This window comes from Roseibacillus ishigakijimensis (assembly GCF_016595415.1).
In the GTDB taxonomy this organism is placed as follows: Bacteria; Verrucomicrobiota; Verrucomicrobiia; order Verrucomicrobiales; family Akkermansiaceae; genus Roseibacillus; species Roseibacillus ishigakijimensis.
On sequence record NZ_JAENIO010000063.1, the window covers coordinates 1 to 15,490 of the forward strand.

The following is a 15,490-nucleotide window of genomic DNA, read 5'->3' on the forward strand; positions in this document are numbered from 1 at the left end:
GCTTTTTCGTTTTGCACCACGGCGGTTCCTGCTCATAACCCTTTCCGACATGACGAGCGCCGAGATCCGACAGAGTTTCCTCGATTTTTTCCAAGAGAAGCAGCACACCATCGTGCCCAGTGCCTCTCTCCTGCCGCAATCCCCCGGCCTCCTTTTCACCAATGCGGGCATGAACCAGTTCGTGCCCTACTTCCTCGGCGAACAAGCCGCGCCCTACGCCCCTCCCCGCGCCACCGACACCCAGAAGTGCATCCGCGCCGGCGGCAAACACAACGACCTCGAGGATGTCGGCTATGACACCTACCACCACACCCTCTTCGAGATGCTGGGCAACTGGTCCTTCGGCGATTACTTCAAAAAGGAAGCCATCGACTGGGCTTGGGAACTCCTCGTCGAGAAGTGGGGCTTCCCCGCCCAGCGCCTCTACGCCACCGTCTACGCCCCCAGCGAGGGCGACCCCTCCCACTTCGACCAGGAGGCCTATGATTTCTGGAAAGCCAAGTTCGAAGCCCAGGGGCTCGACCCCGCGGTCCACATCGTCAATGGCAACGTGAAGGACAACTTCTGGATGATGGGCGACACCGGCCCCTGCGGCCCTTGCTCCGAGCTGCACGTCAATCTCACCCCCGAAGGCGACCCCAAAGCAGGACGCGAGCTCGTCAATGCCGATTCCGACCTCTGCATCGAGATCTGGAACCTCGTCTTCATCCAATACAATGCCGAGCCCGACGGCACCTTCCGCGACCTCCCCGCCAAGCACGTCGATACCGGCATGGGCTTCGAGCGCGTGGTCGCCATCATGCAAAACACGGACGGCTTTAAAGATTTTTCCCAAAAGCCGACCAACTACAACACCGACACCTTCTCGCCCTATTTCCGCAAGCTGGAAGAACTGAGTGGCAAGAAGTATCTCGACATCTACCCCAACACCCCCGGAGCCGACAAAGCCCTCCTTGAGGACGCCATCGCCTTCCGCGTCATCGCCGATCACATCCGCACCCTCAGCCTCTCCATTGCCGATGGCATCCTGCCCGGCAACAACGGCCGCAACTACGTGCTGCGCCGCATCCTGCGCCGTGCGGTCAAGTATGGCCGCAACCTCGGCTTCACCGGCGAAAAGCCCTTCCTCCCCGAACTGGTCGACACCCTCGTCGCCCAGCTGGGCGGGGTTTTCCCCGAGCTCAAGGCGAAGTCCGAGACCATCAAAGCGACCTTGGAGCGCGAGGAAGAAAGCTTCAACCAGACCCTCGACCGCGGTATCTCCCTCTTTGAAACAGCTGCCGAATCTCGCAAGATGGTTATTGACTACTGTTCTGAAATTGCATGGGCACTTCCAACCTTTCTCAAGTGCGAATTACCAGACGATAAAGAAAGACTTGCCAACCTAATGTTAGGTGCTGTGGACGGAGACCAGCTAACTGAGGAAAAAGGAATTCGCCGCCATGAGAATTGGTTAATTGGAACATTCTCAGAATTCAGATTTAGAATATGTAAAACAACTGCTGCAAATTTTGAGCTTGATGAAGAGAGACTAGTTTCTTTGCTAAACGATGAACCAGAGCTCATTAAACGTATTTCTTCTTCTCTGGGAGAAATATCAGAAAAGAAGAACGAACTCCCGAGTAAGTTTGCTTTCAAGCTCTACGACACCTTTGGCTTCCCTCTCGACCTCACGGCTCTTCTTTGCCGGGAGCGCGGGCTCACTCTGGACGAGGAAGCGGTCGAGTCCCTCATGGAGGAGCAACGCGAGCGCGCCCGCGCGGCCCAGAAGTCCGAAACGGTGGCTGCTCTCGATCTCAAATCCGACGCCACCACCGCGTTCGTGGGCTTCGAGCAGGACGAGTGCGAGGCCACCATCCTCGAGCTCCATCCAGCCGGCGACAAGCTCCTCGCCATCACCGACCAGACCCCCTTCTACGCCGAGATGGGCGGCCAGCTCGGTGACGAAGGCGAGATGCTCCACGAAGCCAGCGATGCCGAATACCTCGTCTCCGGGGTCAAGCAAATCGGCAACGCCCGCGGCCACCTCGTCCCCCCACAGGCCCAGCTCCAGGTCGGTGATCGCGTCACCCTGCGCGTCCACAGCGAGCGCCGCCGCCCCCTCGAGGCTCATCACACCGCCACTCACCTGCTCCACTGGGCTTTGCACGAAGTGGTCTCGCCCGACGCCACCCAGCAGGGCTCCCTCGTCGCTCCCGATCGCCTGCGTTTCGACTTCTCCTCCGGGGCTCTCACCGGACCCCAGCTCCGCGAAGTGGAAGAGAAAGTGAACGCCACCATCGCCGCCGGGGATTCCGTCTCCTGGCAAGAGCGGCCCTATGCCGAGATTCAGCAACGCGACGACATCAACGCCTTCTTCGGTGACAAATACGGCGACACCGTGCGGGTGGTGCAGATCGGGGGCGAACCCGGTCAACTGGACGGCTACTCCATGGAGCTCTGTGGCGGCACCCACGTGCGCAACACCGCCGAGATCGGCCTCTTTGCCATCAAAAAAGAAGAAGCGGTGGCCTCCGGCGTGCGTCGCATCGAAGCGGTCTGCGGCGACAGCACCTGGGAATGGCTGCGAGAGGAAGTGGAAAAACTCGACCGCGAGGAGAAGCAACTCGCCGAGAAGCTGAAGGAAAGCAACCTTAGCCTGCAAGCCCTCGGCAAGGCCGCCATCGCCCTGCCGCAATTCCCCCACATCATGCCCGCCCTGCTCGCCGAGGCCAAATCGGACCAGATCATCCACACCTTCCGCCACTACCAGGAACACGTGGACCAAGTCCGCGCCACCGTCGCGGAGGCTGGCAAAGCGCTCAAGAAAGCCGAGACCGCCGGGGCCGCCAAAGCCGCCGATGCCTTCCTCGCCCAAGTGGCGGAAGAAGGCCGCCTCACCGGCAATCTGGTGGAAGCCCTCGAGGGTCCGCCCAACCTGCTGCAGGAGCTCATGAACGGACTCAAGAAACTCCACTTCAGCCACGCCGCCTTCTTCATCGTCGACGATGGCGACAAGCTGCACCTCGGAGCCCTTTGCGGAAAGGACGCCCACGATGCCGGACTGGGCGCGGGCAACCTCATCAAGGAACTGGCCGGACTCGCCGGAGGCAAAGGCGGCGGCAAGCCCGACATGGCCCGCGGCGCCGCCCCCCAGCGGGACAAGAAGGAAGAAGTGAAAGCGGCCGCCCTCGCCCAACTCAACTCCTAGAAATTCCCCTGCAAAATTCCCCTCCGGTAGGGAGGCCTCGCCGAGGCCTCCGCGACTGACCTCCGCGAAAGGTCCCCATTTTCTCCGCCCAAAAGGACATGCCGCTCATCATCGATCCCGCCGCCGATGGTCCCACCAACATGGCGCGGGATCAGGAGCTCCTCGCCCGGCTTGGTCGCGAACCCGTGTTGCGCATTTATCAGTGGGCTGGCGACTGGGCGAGCTACGGCTATTTCCAAACGGAAGAGATGGCCTCCGCCCATTTTGCCAACGCCAACTTGCAGTTCGTGCGGCGACCCACCGGCGGCGGTCTCGTCGATCACCGTCGCGACCTGACCTACACTCTCCTCTTGCCAAGGAGCCATCCCCTGGCGTGCTGCTCACGAGCGGAAAGCTACCGCGAAATCCACCATCTCGTGCAAAAAGCCCTCGCCGCCTGTGGCTACCCCAGCGAACTCCTTGCCGAGGAGCAGGGCGACAGTCCGGCCTGCTTCGTCCACCCCGTGCCCGGAGACATCGTGGATGTAGAGGGCAAAAAACTGGCGGGCGCGGCCCAGCGGCGCACCCGGCACGGTCTCCTCCACCAAGGCAGCATCCTGGCCCCCGGCTGCACACTCCAGGCTCTCGCCACCGCCTTTGCGGAGCTACTTGCCCCGGGTGACTAGCGCCCAAACCAGCGCGCCGAAGATCATGCCCGCCAGGGCGACTAGCCAACTGCTCCCTGCCGCATAGATGGCCGCGACATCGCCCATTGAAAAAAAGGCCACCAAGGTCGCGAAGGGAAAGAAAAAGGCCACCAGACGATTGAGCCGCGCCGCCCGCAGCACGGGCTGGATTTCCTGCATGATGCGGAAGTAATCCTGCGGCTCGGCGGCGGACTCCACCGCCTGGTCCAGCCCATGGATGGTCTCGCGGTAGCTCTTGAGAAGCTCATCCAACGCAGTCAATCCCCCCGGCTCGGGCGTGCTCTTCCAAGCTCCCTCCGGCTGACGCCAAAAGAGAGCCGCCGTCCGCTTTTCGTCGTCGGCAGCCTGCGGCACCTGATGGACAATGAGCAAGAGGTGCTCCTCCTCGTCCATGAGACGCTGGCGCCCGGGTTCGGGCCCGAGACGATTCCATATCGCGGCCGGGAGTTCCCAGTTTTTCGGCACATACTCGCGTCGGGTCTTGGTCATCACTTTTCTCACGCTAGTGGCCCGAAACCAGCTCGTCAGGCTAAAATCACTTTTTTGGTCGCGCAAAGTCCCAGCCGTGCAACCATGCCCCAGCCATGAGCGATCTCTGCTGCCTCATCACCGACAACGGCTCCTACCGCCCGGAGTCCACCTTCAGCCTCCGCAGCCTCGCCAAGCGATTGGGGCAACGGGTGGGACACAAGATTCACCCCGTCTCCCTGCTCCATTCCACCAAAATCGATGCCGCCGATCTGGACGGAGTGCCGGCTGAGATCTTCGAACCTTTTATCAAAAAGAAGCGCAAAGAGGGCGTCCACCGTTTCCTGGTCACCCCCATGTTCTTCGGTCCCAGCGCGGCCATCACCGAATATCTCCCCCAGCGCGTCACCGCCCTGCGCGAAAATGGCTGGCCCGAGCTGGAGGTGCAGGTGGCCCCTTGTGTGGTCGATCCGAGTCAGGCCACCGACACCCGCATGGCGCAGATTCTCGCGGACCAGATTCTGGCCACCCGGGAGGCCCAATCGCTCCGCAATCCCGCCGTGGCCGTGGTCGACCACGGAGCGCCCCGCATCAAGGTGACCGAAGTGCGCAACCACCTCGCCTCCCAAGTGCGGGATCTGCTTTCCGCAGAAGACTTTCCCCAAGTGACCGCCTGCTCGATGGAGCGTCGCGAGGGCGACGAATACGCCTTCAACGAGCCTCTTTTGGAAAATTTACTCGGTAGCGAGGGCTACCGGGAGGAAGTGATCGTCTCCATGCTCTTCGCCTCGCCCGGCCGCCATGCCGGGCCCGGGGGCGATGTCGCCCAGATCTGCCAAGAAGCAGCGCGGGAGCATCCCTCCCTCCACTGGCACATGACCGGTCTGGTTGCCGAGCACGAGGGCCTCATCGACCTCCTCGCCGAACGCTTCCACGAAGGTCTTGCTTCCAAGCCCGTGCGCTGGGTGGAACCGCAATCCTAGCCTTCAGGCGGTGGGCTTGAGACCAGCCAAAAGGCGGGTTTCGATGATGAGCTGCAGGACTTCGCGAGTCGCCTCATCGGGCTCGGGAATCTCCAGCAGGGTCTGCCGCGCCAGAGACTCGACCCGCGCCAAATCAAGAGACCCCTTGTAGGGCGAATCGCGCAGGACGAGGGCATAGGCCGCCACCGTGGCAGCCGTGCGGAAAGAATTTGAGCTCTCCACCCAACGAGTCGGAATGGCGGGAACAGTCAGGTCCCGGTGCTGGGTGGAAGCTGAATCACTGGAAACGGCCAGGGAAACCTTGCCCAAAGGAACCTCGTCGAAGGGTTGAGACCCGGGGCGAATTTCGTAAAAAACATAGGTCGAATTCCCCGCCGCCAGGGGATGAGAAGCATCGGCCCCCGGCACGACATCGCCATCGGGCCGGGCAAAGCCGAGCAAGCGATACTCCGCGACCCGCTCTTCGTCGACGTGCAACTCCACGGATACTTTTTCGCTTTCCGCGGAACCGGGCTGCCGCTGCAGCAACAGGCCCAGAAGAAGAACGTCTTCATCCCAAGGCGAAGGAACCAGCTCACTGGTGAGGGCGACTCCGCCCACTTGGGCCCCCGCTTTTTCGCGATAATCGGGGTAATTGACCAACTCTTCCAGACGAACAGCATCCCGGGGAGGCAGCTGGCCCCGTTCCCGCAGGAAACGCTCGACCCAGGCAAAACTGGTGCGACCAGCCATCACCGGAACGGTCGTGCTCGGGCTCTCCCGGGTCGAAAGATAGCCATTCTCGTGAAGAGGAGCAAAGGAATCGGCGGGCGGGAGATACTGGCGCCGCGCGGTGCGCTCGGCAGAAGCGAAAAAGCGCTGGGGATCGTTGAGAATCTGCTGGGCAAACTCGCGCTGGGCCTCACTGATCAAAGGCTCGGGCTCAGCCGGATCGGCGGCGGGCTCCCGCGAGGCAGGAGGGACCGCGGGCTGCGCTTGCGAGCTGCCCCAGCTGGCCAATGCCGCCGGAGTGAGCACCACCTCCATCTGCAGCTCTTCAGGCTCCAGCCGTGCTTGCAAGGTCTGCCCGACCGGGGTGCGGGCCAAGAGAACAAGAACGAGCGCAATGCTGGCAGCCACCGCAAATGACAACCCCACTCCGCGCAGCCAAGCCTCCTGACCCCGCGCCGAGCGCAAGATAGTAACCGGAGCACTTCCGGTCTCCGCCGGGAAGGTCTCAATACGGGCAGGTGCCGGGACAGCCACTTGGCCTTCCCGCTCGAAGGCTTCGCTCAGCAACTTACCCAAGGCTTGCGTTTTCACACGTTCCGACCGGAGAAAATCATCGGACGGCCCTTGGGAGGCTAGCAGCGAAGCCTCTTCGGTGGAAAGCTCGTCCAGAGCATAGGCGGTGACTCGTGGGTCGTCTGGCTGGAGTTCTTTCATTCTTAGATGGATTCCAATAAATCGTCGGGGAGAAGGGAGCGCATGCGCTTGAGCCCAGTGTGGATGAGGAAGCCGACATTGCCGGTGGTCAGTCCGGTCACCGCACTGATCTCCTTGTAGCTCATTCCCTGTTGGAATTTCAGCCGCAGAACTTCCTGCTGGTTGTCAGAAAGCTTGTCCAAACAATCGAGAACCATGCGAAAGCGTTCGTCCCAATCAGTCAAGGCCCGGGGGGAAAGGCCCTCGGCCTCACAGCGGGCGAAACCCTCCTCATCGGTCACAATAGCACGCCCTTCTTTGCGCAAAACATCGAGGGCGCGATTCCGGCAGACCGTATAGAGCCAAGTCTTGAGTCCCTTGCGGACTTTTTCAATGTCCTGCTTGTAGAGGCGGATGAAAGTATCCTGCACGACATCGCGGGCCCGCTCTTGATCACGAACAATGCCCGCAGCATAGCCGATCAGAGACGACTCGTATTTTGCCAAGGCATCGGCCACAAATTCGTCTCTGGTCAGCGCGGTCATTTCTTCGTTCGACTGCCCCATGAGAGGAGCAGGATAGCAAAAGAACGCGCCACCCGCAGCATTTCTTTGAAAAAGTCGAGGGCGGACCACCAGGCCCGCCCTCTGTTCTCTTTCGATGCCTCCCCATCACAGGGGAAAACGATGGCGAGGCGGGCGGAAATCAGACCCACACACAAAAAGCCCTTTTTCGTCCGCCTCTCACTTTCAGCAACCGGAGCCACTGAAAGCATTTTTCAATATCGATCGCTTTTCCGAAAAAACAACGGATTTTTTACTTTCATTGTAATGACAAGTGCGAGGACTTTGCGGGCAGTCCGAGGAGGCCCAGCATGCGCCCCGTGCGCCCCTTCTCCATCCGGTAGCTGTAGTTGCTCGCCAAATCCGATCCCGTGCAAAGGCCGCAATCCTCAAAGGAACCCACCCCGCACTCTTCCGCCTGCATGGCAATCAGTTGCGCGATATCCACCTCGTAGTGCGGCGGCCGTATGCAGGGCCCCAGAACGACCATGAGGTCCGCAGGTTGGGAGCCGAATTCCCGACCCATGGCCTCAATGGCACGGGGGAGGATGCCTCCTTCGCTCCCCTTCCGCCCGGAATGAAGGAGCGCGATGGCCTGCTTGACCGGATCGGCCACCCAAATGACTCCGCAATCGGCCACGTAAATTCCGAGGAGAGTTCCCGGGCAATTGCTCAGCAAGCCATCACACCCGGGGATGATTCTGCTTGCTTCCCGCGCCGGAACACGGGCCACCTCCACGCCATGCACTTGCTCCGCCCGCCACAGATCAGACCAATCGTAGCCCAGCGCCGCCACCTCCTGCCGATGAAAGGGCTCCAGCTCGCCCAAGACTTCTTCCTTGTCGTAACTCCCCGCGACCTCCGCGACGCGAGGGACAAAACTTGCCGCCAAGCCCAGGCCACGGAGAGGCTCTAAAAACGAAAACGGTTCCACCATGCCCGAAGCCTAGTGGAACCTGTGGAAAAGAGCGAGCCTCCGGCACCCGGCCGGCAAAGACTCCTCACGCCCGCTTCATCGCCTGACGAGCAAAATCAATAGTCTCCGCTTCATCCTGGTCTGCGGAAGCCATTAGATTGGCCAAATCGGCCGCAATCTCCTGCCGCAGATGAGCGACGAGTTCGATCCCCTTCTGGGTAATGCGAACCATGATCTTCCGCCGGTCTTCCGCAGCGTGAACACGCTCGACATAACCAATTTTCTCCAAACGATCGACCAATCCGGTGGCTGCCGCCGTGGAATGACCCATCTTCTGGGCGATATCTGACATGGTCAAGAATTCCTCGCTCGACAAATAGGTGAGGAGGAAGAACTGGGGAAAAGAAACGTGCCCTCGATTGAGCTCGCTGGATAGATTAAGAATACAGGAACGTTGGGTGAACAACACAAAGTCGGCCAGGCGGTCGGCATCCGCCTGCTCCTGGCCCTTTCGGCTCGTGGAACTGGTTTTCATCACTGGATTGGAACTGATTTTGGAACAACATGGAAACTCAACAAATGAGCGAAGAAAATTTGCCCTAAAAATCAAAGAGAGTGAAGTAAAATTAAAAAAATCCCGGGAATCTCATCTTACTCACTCGGCCCCCTCTAGAACCACACCCTCCTCATCCCCCTCAACCGGAACCACATCCGAACCCAAAGGGGAAACCGGCAGGATTTCCTCCGCTTCAGGAAGTTTTTCTAATTTTTCTTCGTTTTCCGTGTCATGCAGCCCCCGCGAGCGAATGACGACATCGCCAACCCGGGGCACGCCAGCGGCCACTTCGTAATCGGCAGCATAGAAGCGCCCCAGCTTCTCGGGGCTCAAAGTCAACCCCACCGCACGCTTGCCATCCGGGCTGCGCGCACTGAGCACTCCTTCCTCCAGCACCTCCCCGCCCCCATAGCGCCGGAAGAGCAAAAAGCCTTGCTCCGGGTGGACGCTGGTCACCTCTCCCACCACCGCAGTCGTGCGGCGGGGAGTCTTTTCTTCCACCTCTTGGGAACCACAAGCGATCAAGAATAGAGCGAAGGGCAAGAACAACAGTAAGCGCATGGGAGACAATTTACCGGAAAGTAGGCCTTCCGGCAACTCAAGGAGACCTCCGCAGGCTTGGCAGAGCGAGGTGGACCCGGCAAAGTCGCGGCCATGATCCGCCCCCTGCTCCTCGCCCTCTCCCTCCTCGCGGCCGGGCTCCTCCGGGCTCATGAAGTGGAACAGCATTTTTTCTCCGTCTTCCTCTTCGACCAGCACCTGGAAGCCCGCCTGGAGATGGACGCGGGCTATGCCTTGCCGGAATTGCGCTCCAACGAAGACGAAACCCGACCCCTTGGTGCCTGGTTCGCCGCGCTGCCAGACTCCGAAAAGGAGCGCATCCGGATGGAAGGAGCCCGGTATCTCCGCGAAACCCTGCACTTGCAGCTCGCCGGGCTCTCGCAGGACTATCAGCTGGATTTTGTGCGCTGGGGTTCGGATTGGGAAGATTACTTTCCCCAGCGCCCGGACACCTTCCAACGCATGATCTACCAATTGCGACTCGATTTCCCGGCTCAAGGCGGGGAATTGGAACTCTTTTGGCGGGAAAACCAAGAAGGCCCCTCCCTCACCCTCGCCACCCACTCCGCCGGCCGGGAACTCCCTCTGGTCACTGTTTCACAGGGCGAGGTCTACTCCCTGGCTTGGGTCGAGGCGACCGCCCCGGCGGAGCAGGAGGAAGCGGTTCCCCCGCCCGCTCTCCCCTCACTGCCGAGGGGATTCACCGCCTTTTTCGCCCACTGTGGCCATCCCCTCTTCATCGTAGGACTCCTTTTTCCCTTCGCCGCAGCCCGAGCCCTTTTCCGCCAGGGGGCCCTCTATCTCATTCTTTTCACGGGCACTTTGACAATGGCTCTCCACTGGGACCTGACTCTGCCAGGGAGCGACCTCCTCTTGGCTCTCTCCCTCTTAGCCCTCGCCCTGGGAGGGTATTTCCTGCCCACACGGCCAATCCCCACTTTCTGCCACGGCCTTTTCTGCTGCTTTGCGATCACCCACGGGCTCATTCTGGGCGCTTCTCTTCTTCCCCTGACCCCGGAAGGGCCAGCGGGCACCGCCTTCTTCGCAATCACCCTCGGCGCCACTGGCGCCGCCCTCCTGGTCCTGTTCCTCTTTACCGCCAGCACCTTGTGTTGGCAGGGCACTCTCCACCGGCACCGCATGCAAATGGCCCTTTCGGGACTGCTACTCCTCGCCGGTTTCTGGACCCTCGCGACCCTTTGAGCCGACTCTCAATTGCTCCCGGCAAACCCCAAGCCTTTTGGGGAGGGAATGGCACGCCCCGAAGAGGGTGCCCCCCCCGAGAGGATTCAGGAGCCGAGCAATTCGACGATGACATCGGCTACCGCCGCCTCATCGACCGGCAGGGTGAGGCTGTGGCCCTCTTCGTTGCGAATCTCACCTTCCGCCCCATCGACCACGATGCTCTGACCCTCGCGAGCAACCCACTCGGCCAAAACGGTGGCCTCATCGACGACCTGCAGACTGCCGCGTTCGAAGTAGCCGCTGGCAAGGATAGCCGCCTGCTGCTCTTCCGTCAGCTGGTAAAGAAGAATCACCGTCGTCGCCTCCTCTTGCGAAGCAGCACCGCGCATTTGCTCAGCAGATTCCTCCGCCCCGTTTTGAGAGAGAAAGCCGAGCAAAACTGCCGCCAAAACCAGAGCCGCCATCACGCCAGAAAAAGCCGGTTGCACCACCAACCCACGCAGGCGCTCCCACCAACCGGCAGTCGCGCGCCGGGGAGCCGGGGCCTGTTCTTCACCATACTGCCTTTGCAAGCGCTCCCGCAAATCGTCAGGGAGAGGAGGAATCTCCTCATCAGGATGGGCTTGCAGACTTTTCTCAAGAATGCCGATCACCGCCTGGATGCGATCATCGTCATGGTGGGGGGGAGAACACATATTCATAGTGGGTAGCTCAGTAACCGAAGCTTGGCACAAAGGTTTTTCTACTTTTGCAAAATATCAGCCAATTTCGACAAGGCGCCATGCAGCTTCTCATTGAGAATACGCCGTTTCTTAGAAATAGAATCCGAGGGGCGCAACTGCAATTTCTCCAGCACGGGCCCCTCTTCCAACAATTCACCCATAGTGTGGGACTGGCTGACATGCACGGCAAAGACCAATTCCCATTCAAAAGGAGTCAAAGCCTCCTGGCAAAGGTCGTAAATGCGGTCGAAGGTCAGGTCCGCGGCCTCGCCAAAGGCCCGTGCCGAGCGATCCTCAAACTGCCGCACATTCTCCTGTTCCTCAGTCAGTTCCTCGTAAGAAAACTGGCTGTTGGGCTGGTTCTTCCGCGCGGCGCGCTTGCGAATCCAATCGATGGCCCGGAACTGGATCATCTTCGTAAAAAGTGGAATCACCTCCTCAAAAAGCTGGATAGTCTCGATGGGTGCCCGCTGGTCCGAGCCCTTGGGCCGGGGGAGTTCCGCAAAGGTTTCCATGAAAACATCTTCCGCATCCTGATTGCGCACCCCGCGCCGGGCCAAAGTGGAAAAAGCAAAAGCCCGCAAAACCGGTGGCAGCCGATCCCACTCCCGGTCCGGAAAGACCGCCTCCCGCCCCTCGCCACGCCGCTGCAGCTTGTCCAAGTCCAGATTGGCCTCGTAACGCCCATCGGCAGGATCGTGGTAACGCTGGGGATCCCCTTCGCGGGTCCGCTCCTCCCGCACGCGGTGGCGGGAATAGTCATGCGCTTCCTCCAGGAGCGCCGCCGAGAAGACCGCCTTTCCCGGCATCTCGGGATAGCGGCTCAAAAGCCGTTCCCAAAGCTCACGCACCAACTCCTCAGTCAAATCAACTGGCAGCAATACCCCCTCCACCGGGCGCCGAAAACGGGAGAAACTCGCCGCCCAGAGTTTTTCGAAGAAAGATGCGTCAATTCCAGCCATCGGGGATGATTCTAGCGAACTAACAAAGAATCTAAAGCCGGAAGTTTCTCCGTCTCCTCCCACCCCTCTCCCGAAAAATCTCCCTTCTCTCACCGCCCTGATATCGTGGTCGGCATCTCCCAAAAGCCATCAATCAGCCGCTCCTGACAATCGTAGAACCCGAATAAACCCTCCCCCTCCTTGCTGACTTGGGTGTATTGATGGTCAATGGGACGCTGGGGAATAGAATGGTTCCCCAGAAACCATCTGGCGAATCGACGGGAGACCAGATAGCCAATCGTCAGCGCATTGGTTACCGCCAGCTTATTGAAATAGCGGCCTTCCGCCTCAATCTCATACTCGCGCGTGATCTCATTGCGCAGATTGTGCAGCTGCACGTGATCGGCATCGCCAGGCAAGCGAGTCCAGAGATTGCCCAAGGTCAAACTCTCCGTTCTCCCCAAACGAAAATCGTCCTCCAAAATGACTCCATACGGGAGCCCATAATCCACAATCCGCTGCAAAACCCTCAAATGAGATTGGTAGCAAGCGATTTCCCCCGGCGTCAGGACTTCCACCGGATTCTCACTCGCGACCAACAATTCGGGCTTGGTAGACTCTGCGTCCACCGCCTCCACAACCTCGAAATTCCATGGACTGGAAACCAATTGCCGGATAACATTCCTTCTTCGCTCCTCATTCCGGGACAGGGTGATAACAAAAATCTTCCAAGCCGGAGAAGAGGATCTTCCCTCCGCTGTCTTCTGGATGACCTCCTCCTTACATTCAGGATCATCCCACTGCCGCCAACTGCCATTGATGAGGTGTTCCCCATAATGCCCCCAGTCCCATCGTGCGCGAACCCAACAAGTGCACCGTCGACCACTCCTCACGCCGCTCATAATACACACTGGTCACCAGATCCGGTCCCGTGGCGTGCAAAACATCGAGATCGACACAATTCTCCGCTTCAAAATTCTCCGTGCGCACGACCATCTCGTCGAGCAAAGCTTGCAGGAAGGGGTGACCCGCCTCCGCTCCGAAAGCGTAATTCCCCACTGCCCGGCGCTCGGCCTTCAAGCCCAACCAAGGCGGAAAACGCATCTCGAAATCATCCCAGCCCAGCGTCCATTCCCACGGAAAGACCACCTCGTGCTCGCAGAGAGGATCCAGCGGAGCTTCCACCAAGAAGTCCGTATCCAAGTAAAAACCACCCAACCGCATAACCGCCAGGAGACGAAAACAATCCGCCTTCAGCACCGGACGCGGATACCAACGATAAAGCTCCGCATACTGCGGCATCTCTTCGGCTACAAAAGCCTCACAATCTTCGTCGGAAAAGAAGCACCATTCCCAAGTCGGGTGCAGCTCCTTCATACGCTCCAGACAAAAGCGCAATTTCGGTTCCAGGGCGTATTCAGATTTATGGGTGCAGATCAGGCGCTTGGGAATCATGGATGAAAGATAAACTCAAGAAAGCTTCAATGAGAGAGTGTCGGACAGATCAGCACGATTCAACGCACTTGCCAGCCCATCCGCTCGGTGGTGGTGTGACGGACCCGGGCTCGGCCCTGCTCCATCTGCAACCGCAGCAAAAACTCAGGGCGAAACGACGACGAGTCCCAGCGGGAGAGAAATTGTCGCGCGAAGTCTGCTCGCCAAAGAGTAGCCGGTCCCTCTAACTTGGGCACCTTCAGGAGGTCCCCTTCCCGCCACTCGTTCAGCCCCTCCTCGCGGGCCAAACGAATCATCTCGGCAGACAATTTCAGGAAAAACGAACCACAAGTGACCACGTCGCAGCTCTCATAGCTTCGATCCAGAAAGAGATCGCCCCCTTCCTTTCCAAGACGCAACTGGGGACTGAAATCAATCCACCACTCCGAGGAACAATGAGCCTGACAATGTCCAAGCCAGGAACGCAGACCACCCTCATGACCAGGCAGCCGATTCACCTCCGGCGCGGGAGTTTCGCCATCAATGCCCTGCCGCGGCCCTTTCTTCACACGCGTCCGCCGATAGGCTTGCGCTCCCTCCCGCACCCTGAGCCGGGGCTCGGGAACCATGGTCTCCCATGGATCGCGCGCGGGCCGGGTCAGCAGCACTTCGGATGCGGGATTAGCCCAGGTCGCATACTCGATATCGAGGGGCAGAAAGGGCCACTCACCCTCTGCCGGGACCAGTGTGAGCAAACCCTCCGCCGCCATGCGGGGGTAGAGAACACTCATCAGAAACCAACTGGCAAAATCCTGATGGGGCCAACGAGCGCCCGCGATAGGCCGCGAGCCACCCCAAGGCAACTGCGCCATCGACGACACCTCCCCTGCCTCGCAAGCAGCCAGAAATTGACCCAGCAGCTCCCGCACAGGGTAGGAACGGCAACTGCCGAAACGCAGGGGATTGATGGGGCGATACCCAATCTCATGAGCCGCCGCCGGGATATGGTAAGGAATTCGCCAGCCACCCAAGCCACTCTCCGCCACCAGCTCCGTGCGCTGCACATCCAGCAGAAAGCGACCGCTCAAACTAGTATCAGTGAAGGTCACCAAACGGTCTTCCTCCAGCGCTAAGAGGGGCCAAAGCCGCTCCTGCCCGACCATCCCGGGGACCTCTTCCATAACCACCACTTCACATCCCGCTGCCACCAAAGCCTCCACCTGATTTTCATGCGATTTGCCGAGATATACGCGAAGAATGGTGTTAAAGCGGGATTTTTGGACTGCTCGAGCCATCCCAACGAAATCATCGTAACCCTTCCTAGAATCACGACTTTCGTCCCAAGAAGCCAAAACCAAATGAGAGTTCCGAGAACTGTCGCCAAAGACTTTATCGGTATGAAAAATACCTGAGCAAAGCGAACCGCTACCTAGCAAGTGACCTGAATTTTCGACAAACAAGGAGAACTCTTCGAATCCTCCGAATACATCAATCCAATTCATGGCAATAAACAAATTAAGAAAAGATTCGAATTTCAGTAGATTATCATCAAACAAGAACGAATAAAGCCTCAACCCAAAACACCGATCCACACTGCCTACTCAATCATATCACTAAGCCATCGATCAGCATAATTTTTATCGAAAGACTTTAAGTTTTTATAAACTTCTTCCAAAATATCATCCTTTACTGATTTGTCATTAATCTCACTCAAATAGAAGCTAGCATCAGAAGGTCTATCAGACACAAGAGAAACAACAGCGTCACTAACGTATGTGGAGAATTCGGGGGATGTCCCACAGGTCGTTAAAACTCTCGGTGGTCGTTGGCGTGAGATTGGCTATTTATTCGTCGATTTCAAGGTTGGTGTTGAGGCTTCTG

Annotated in this window: 15 protein-coding genes; 4 read left to right on the forward strand and 11 right to left on the reverse strand. The window is 59.1% G+C overall.

The window, feature by feature from the left end; translation table 11 throughout:
- Positions 1 to 49 precede the first annotated feature (49 nt).
- Positions 50 to 3,190 carry an alanine--tRNA ligase gene (gene alaS, locus JIN78_RS16035; RefSeq protein ID WP_200393011.1) on the forward strand — a complete coding sequence of 1,047 codons (3,141 nt, stop codon included), beginning with the start codon at positions 50 to 52 and terminating at the stop codon, positions 3,188 to 3,190.
- 98 nt (positions 3,191 to 3,288) lie between these two features.
- Positions 3,289 to 3,855, forward strand: a complete 567-nt coding sequence (locus tag JIN78_RS16040; protein ID WP_200393012.1) for a lipoyl protein ligase domain-containing protein — start codon at positions 3,289 to 3,291, stop codon at positions 3,853 to 3,855.
- Here JIN78_RS16040 and JIN78_RS16045 read toward each other — a convergent pair.
- Positions 3,835 to 4,365, reverse strand: coding sequence for a hypothetical protein (locus tag JIN78_RS16045; protein WP_200393013.1), 531 nt, complete (start codon positions 4,363 to 4,365; stop codon positions 3,835 to 3,837). The genes JIN78_RS16040 and JIN78_RS16045 overlap by 21 nt on opposite strands.
- Positions 4,366 to 4,460: 95 nt before the next feature.
- On the opposite strand from JIN78_RS16045, the gene JIN78_RS16050 reads away from it, so the two are divergent.
- Positions 4,461 to 5,327: a sirohydrochlorin chelatase gene (locus JIN78_RS16050; RefSeq protein ID WP_200393014.1), complete on the forward strand. Its 867-nt coding sequence runs from the start codon at positions 4,461 to 4,463 to the stop codon at positions 5,325 to 5,327.
- A gap of 3 nt (positions 5,328 to 5,330) precedes the next feature.
- Here the strand turns inward: JIN78_RS16050 and JIN78_RS16055 are convergent, their stop codons facing one another.
- From JIN78_RS16055 to JIN78_RS16075, 5 genes are all read right to left on the reverse strand, one after another.
- Positions 5,331 to 6,752: a VWA domain-containing protein gene (locus JIN78_RS16055; protein WP_200393015.1), complete on the reverse strand. Its 1,422-nt coding sequence runs from the start codon at positions 6,750 to 6,752 to the stop codon at positions 5,331 to 5,333.
- A 2-nt stretch (positions 6,753 to 6,754) separates the two neighbouring features.
- A complete protein-coding gene (locus JIN78_RS16060; RefSeq protein ID WP_200393016.1) occupies positions 6,755 to 7,276 on the reverse strand; it encodes an RNA polymerase sigma factor in 522 nt (173 codons plus the stop codon).
- Positions 7,277 to 7,553: 277 nt separating this feature from the next.
- Positions 7,554 to 8,231, reverse strand: coding sequence for a purine nucleoside phosphorylase YfiH/LACC1 family protein (locus JIN78_RS16065; RefSeq protein WP_200393017.1), 678 nt, complete (start codon positions 8,229 to 8,231; stop codon positions 7,554 to 7,556).
- A 64-nt stretch (positions 8,232 to 8,295) separates the two neighbouring features.
- Positions 8,296 to 8,745 carry a MarR family transcriptional regulator gene (locus JIN78_RS16070; protein WP_200393018.1) on the reverse strand — a complete coding sequence of 150 codons (450 nt, stop codon included), beginning with the start codon at positions 8,743 to 8,745 and terminating at the stop codon, positions 8,296 to 8,298.
- A gap of 120 nt (positions 8,746 to 8,865) precedes the next feature.
- Complete coding sequence (locus tag JIN78_RS16075; protein WP_200393019.1) at positions 8,866 to 9,327, reverse strand: hypothetical protein; 462 nt, start codon at positions 9,325 to 9,327, stop codon at positions 8,866 to 8,868.
- A 93-nt stretch (positions 9,328 to 9,420) separates the two neighbouring features.
- Between JIN78_RS16075 and JIN78_RS16080 the strand changes: the two genes are divergently transcribed.
- Entirely contained in the window at positions 9,421 to 10,530 is a 1,110-nt protein-coding gene (locus JIN78_RS16080; RefSeq protein ID WP_200393020.1) for a hypothetical protein, read from the forward strand.
- A gap of 86 nt (positions 10,531 to 10,616) precedes the next feature.
- On the opposite strand, the gene JIN78_RS16085 is transcribed toward JIN78_RS16080, so the two are convergent.
- From JIN78_RS16085 to JIN78_RS16105, 5 genes are all read right to left on the reverse strand, one after another.
- Complete coding sequence (locus JIN78_RS16085; RefSeq protein ID WP_200393021.1) at positions 10,617 to 11,207, reverse strand: hypothetical protein; 591 nt, start codon at positions 11,205 to 11,207, stop codon at positions 10,617 to 10,619.
- A gap of 47 nt (positions 11,208 to 11,254) precedes the next feature.
- On the reverse strand, positions 11,255 to 12,196 hold the full coding sequence (locus JIN78_RS16090; RefSeq protein WP_200393022.1) for a hypothetical protein: 942 nt from the start codon (positions 12,194 to 12,196) through the stop codon (positions 11,255 to 11,257).
- An 89-nt stretch (positions 12,197 to 12,285) separates the two neighbouring features.
- Positions 12,286 to 13,077: a glycosyltransferase family 25 protein gene (locus JIN78_RS16095; protein ID WP_200393023.1), complete on the reverse strand. Its 792-nt coding sequence runs from the start codon at positions 13,075 to 13,077 to the stop codon at positions 12,286 to 12,288.
- Entirely contained in the window at positions 12,968 to 13,630 is a 663-nt protein-coding gene (locus JIN78_RS16100; RefSeq protein ID WP_200393024.1) for a glycosyltransferase family 32 protein, read from the reverse strand. The genes JIN78_RS16095 and JIN78_RS16100 overlap by 110 nt, the downstream gene beginning before the upstream one ends.
- A gap of 59 nt (positions 13,631 to 13,689) precedes the next feature.
- Positions 13,690 to 14,904, reverse strand: a complete 1,215-nt coding sequence (locus tag JIN78_RS16105; protein WP_200393025.1) for a hypothetical protein — start codon at positions 14,902 to 14,904, stop codon at positions 13,690 to 13,692.
- Positions 14,905 to 15,490 lie beyond the last annotated feature (586 nt).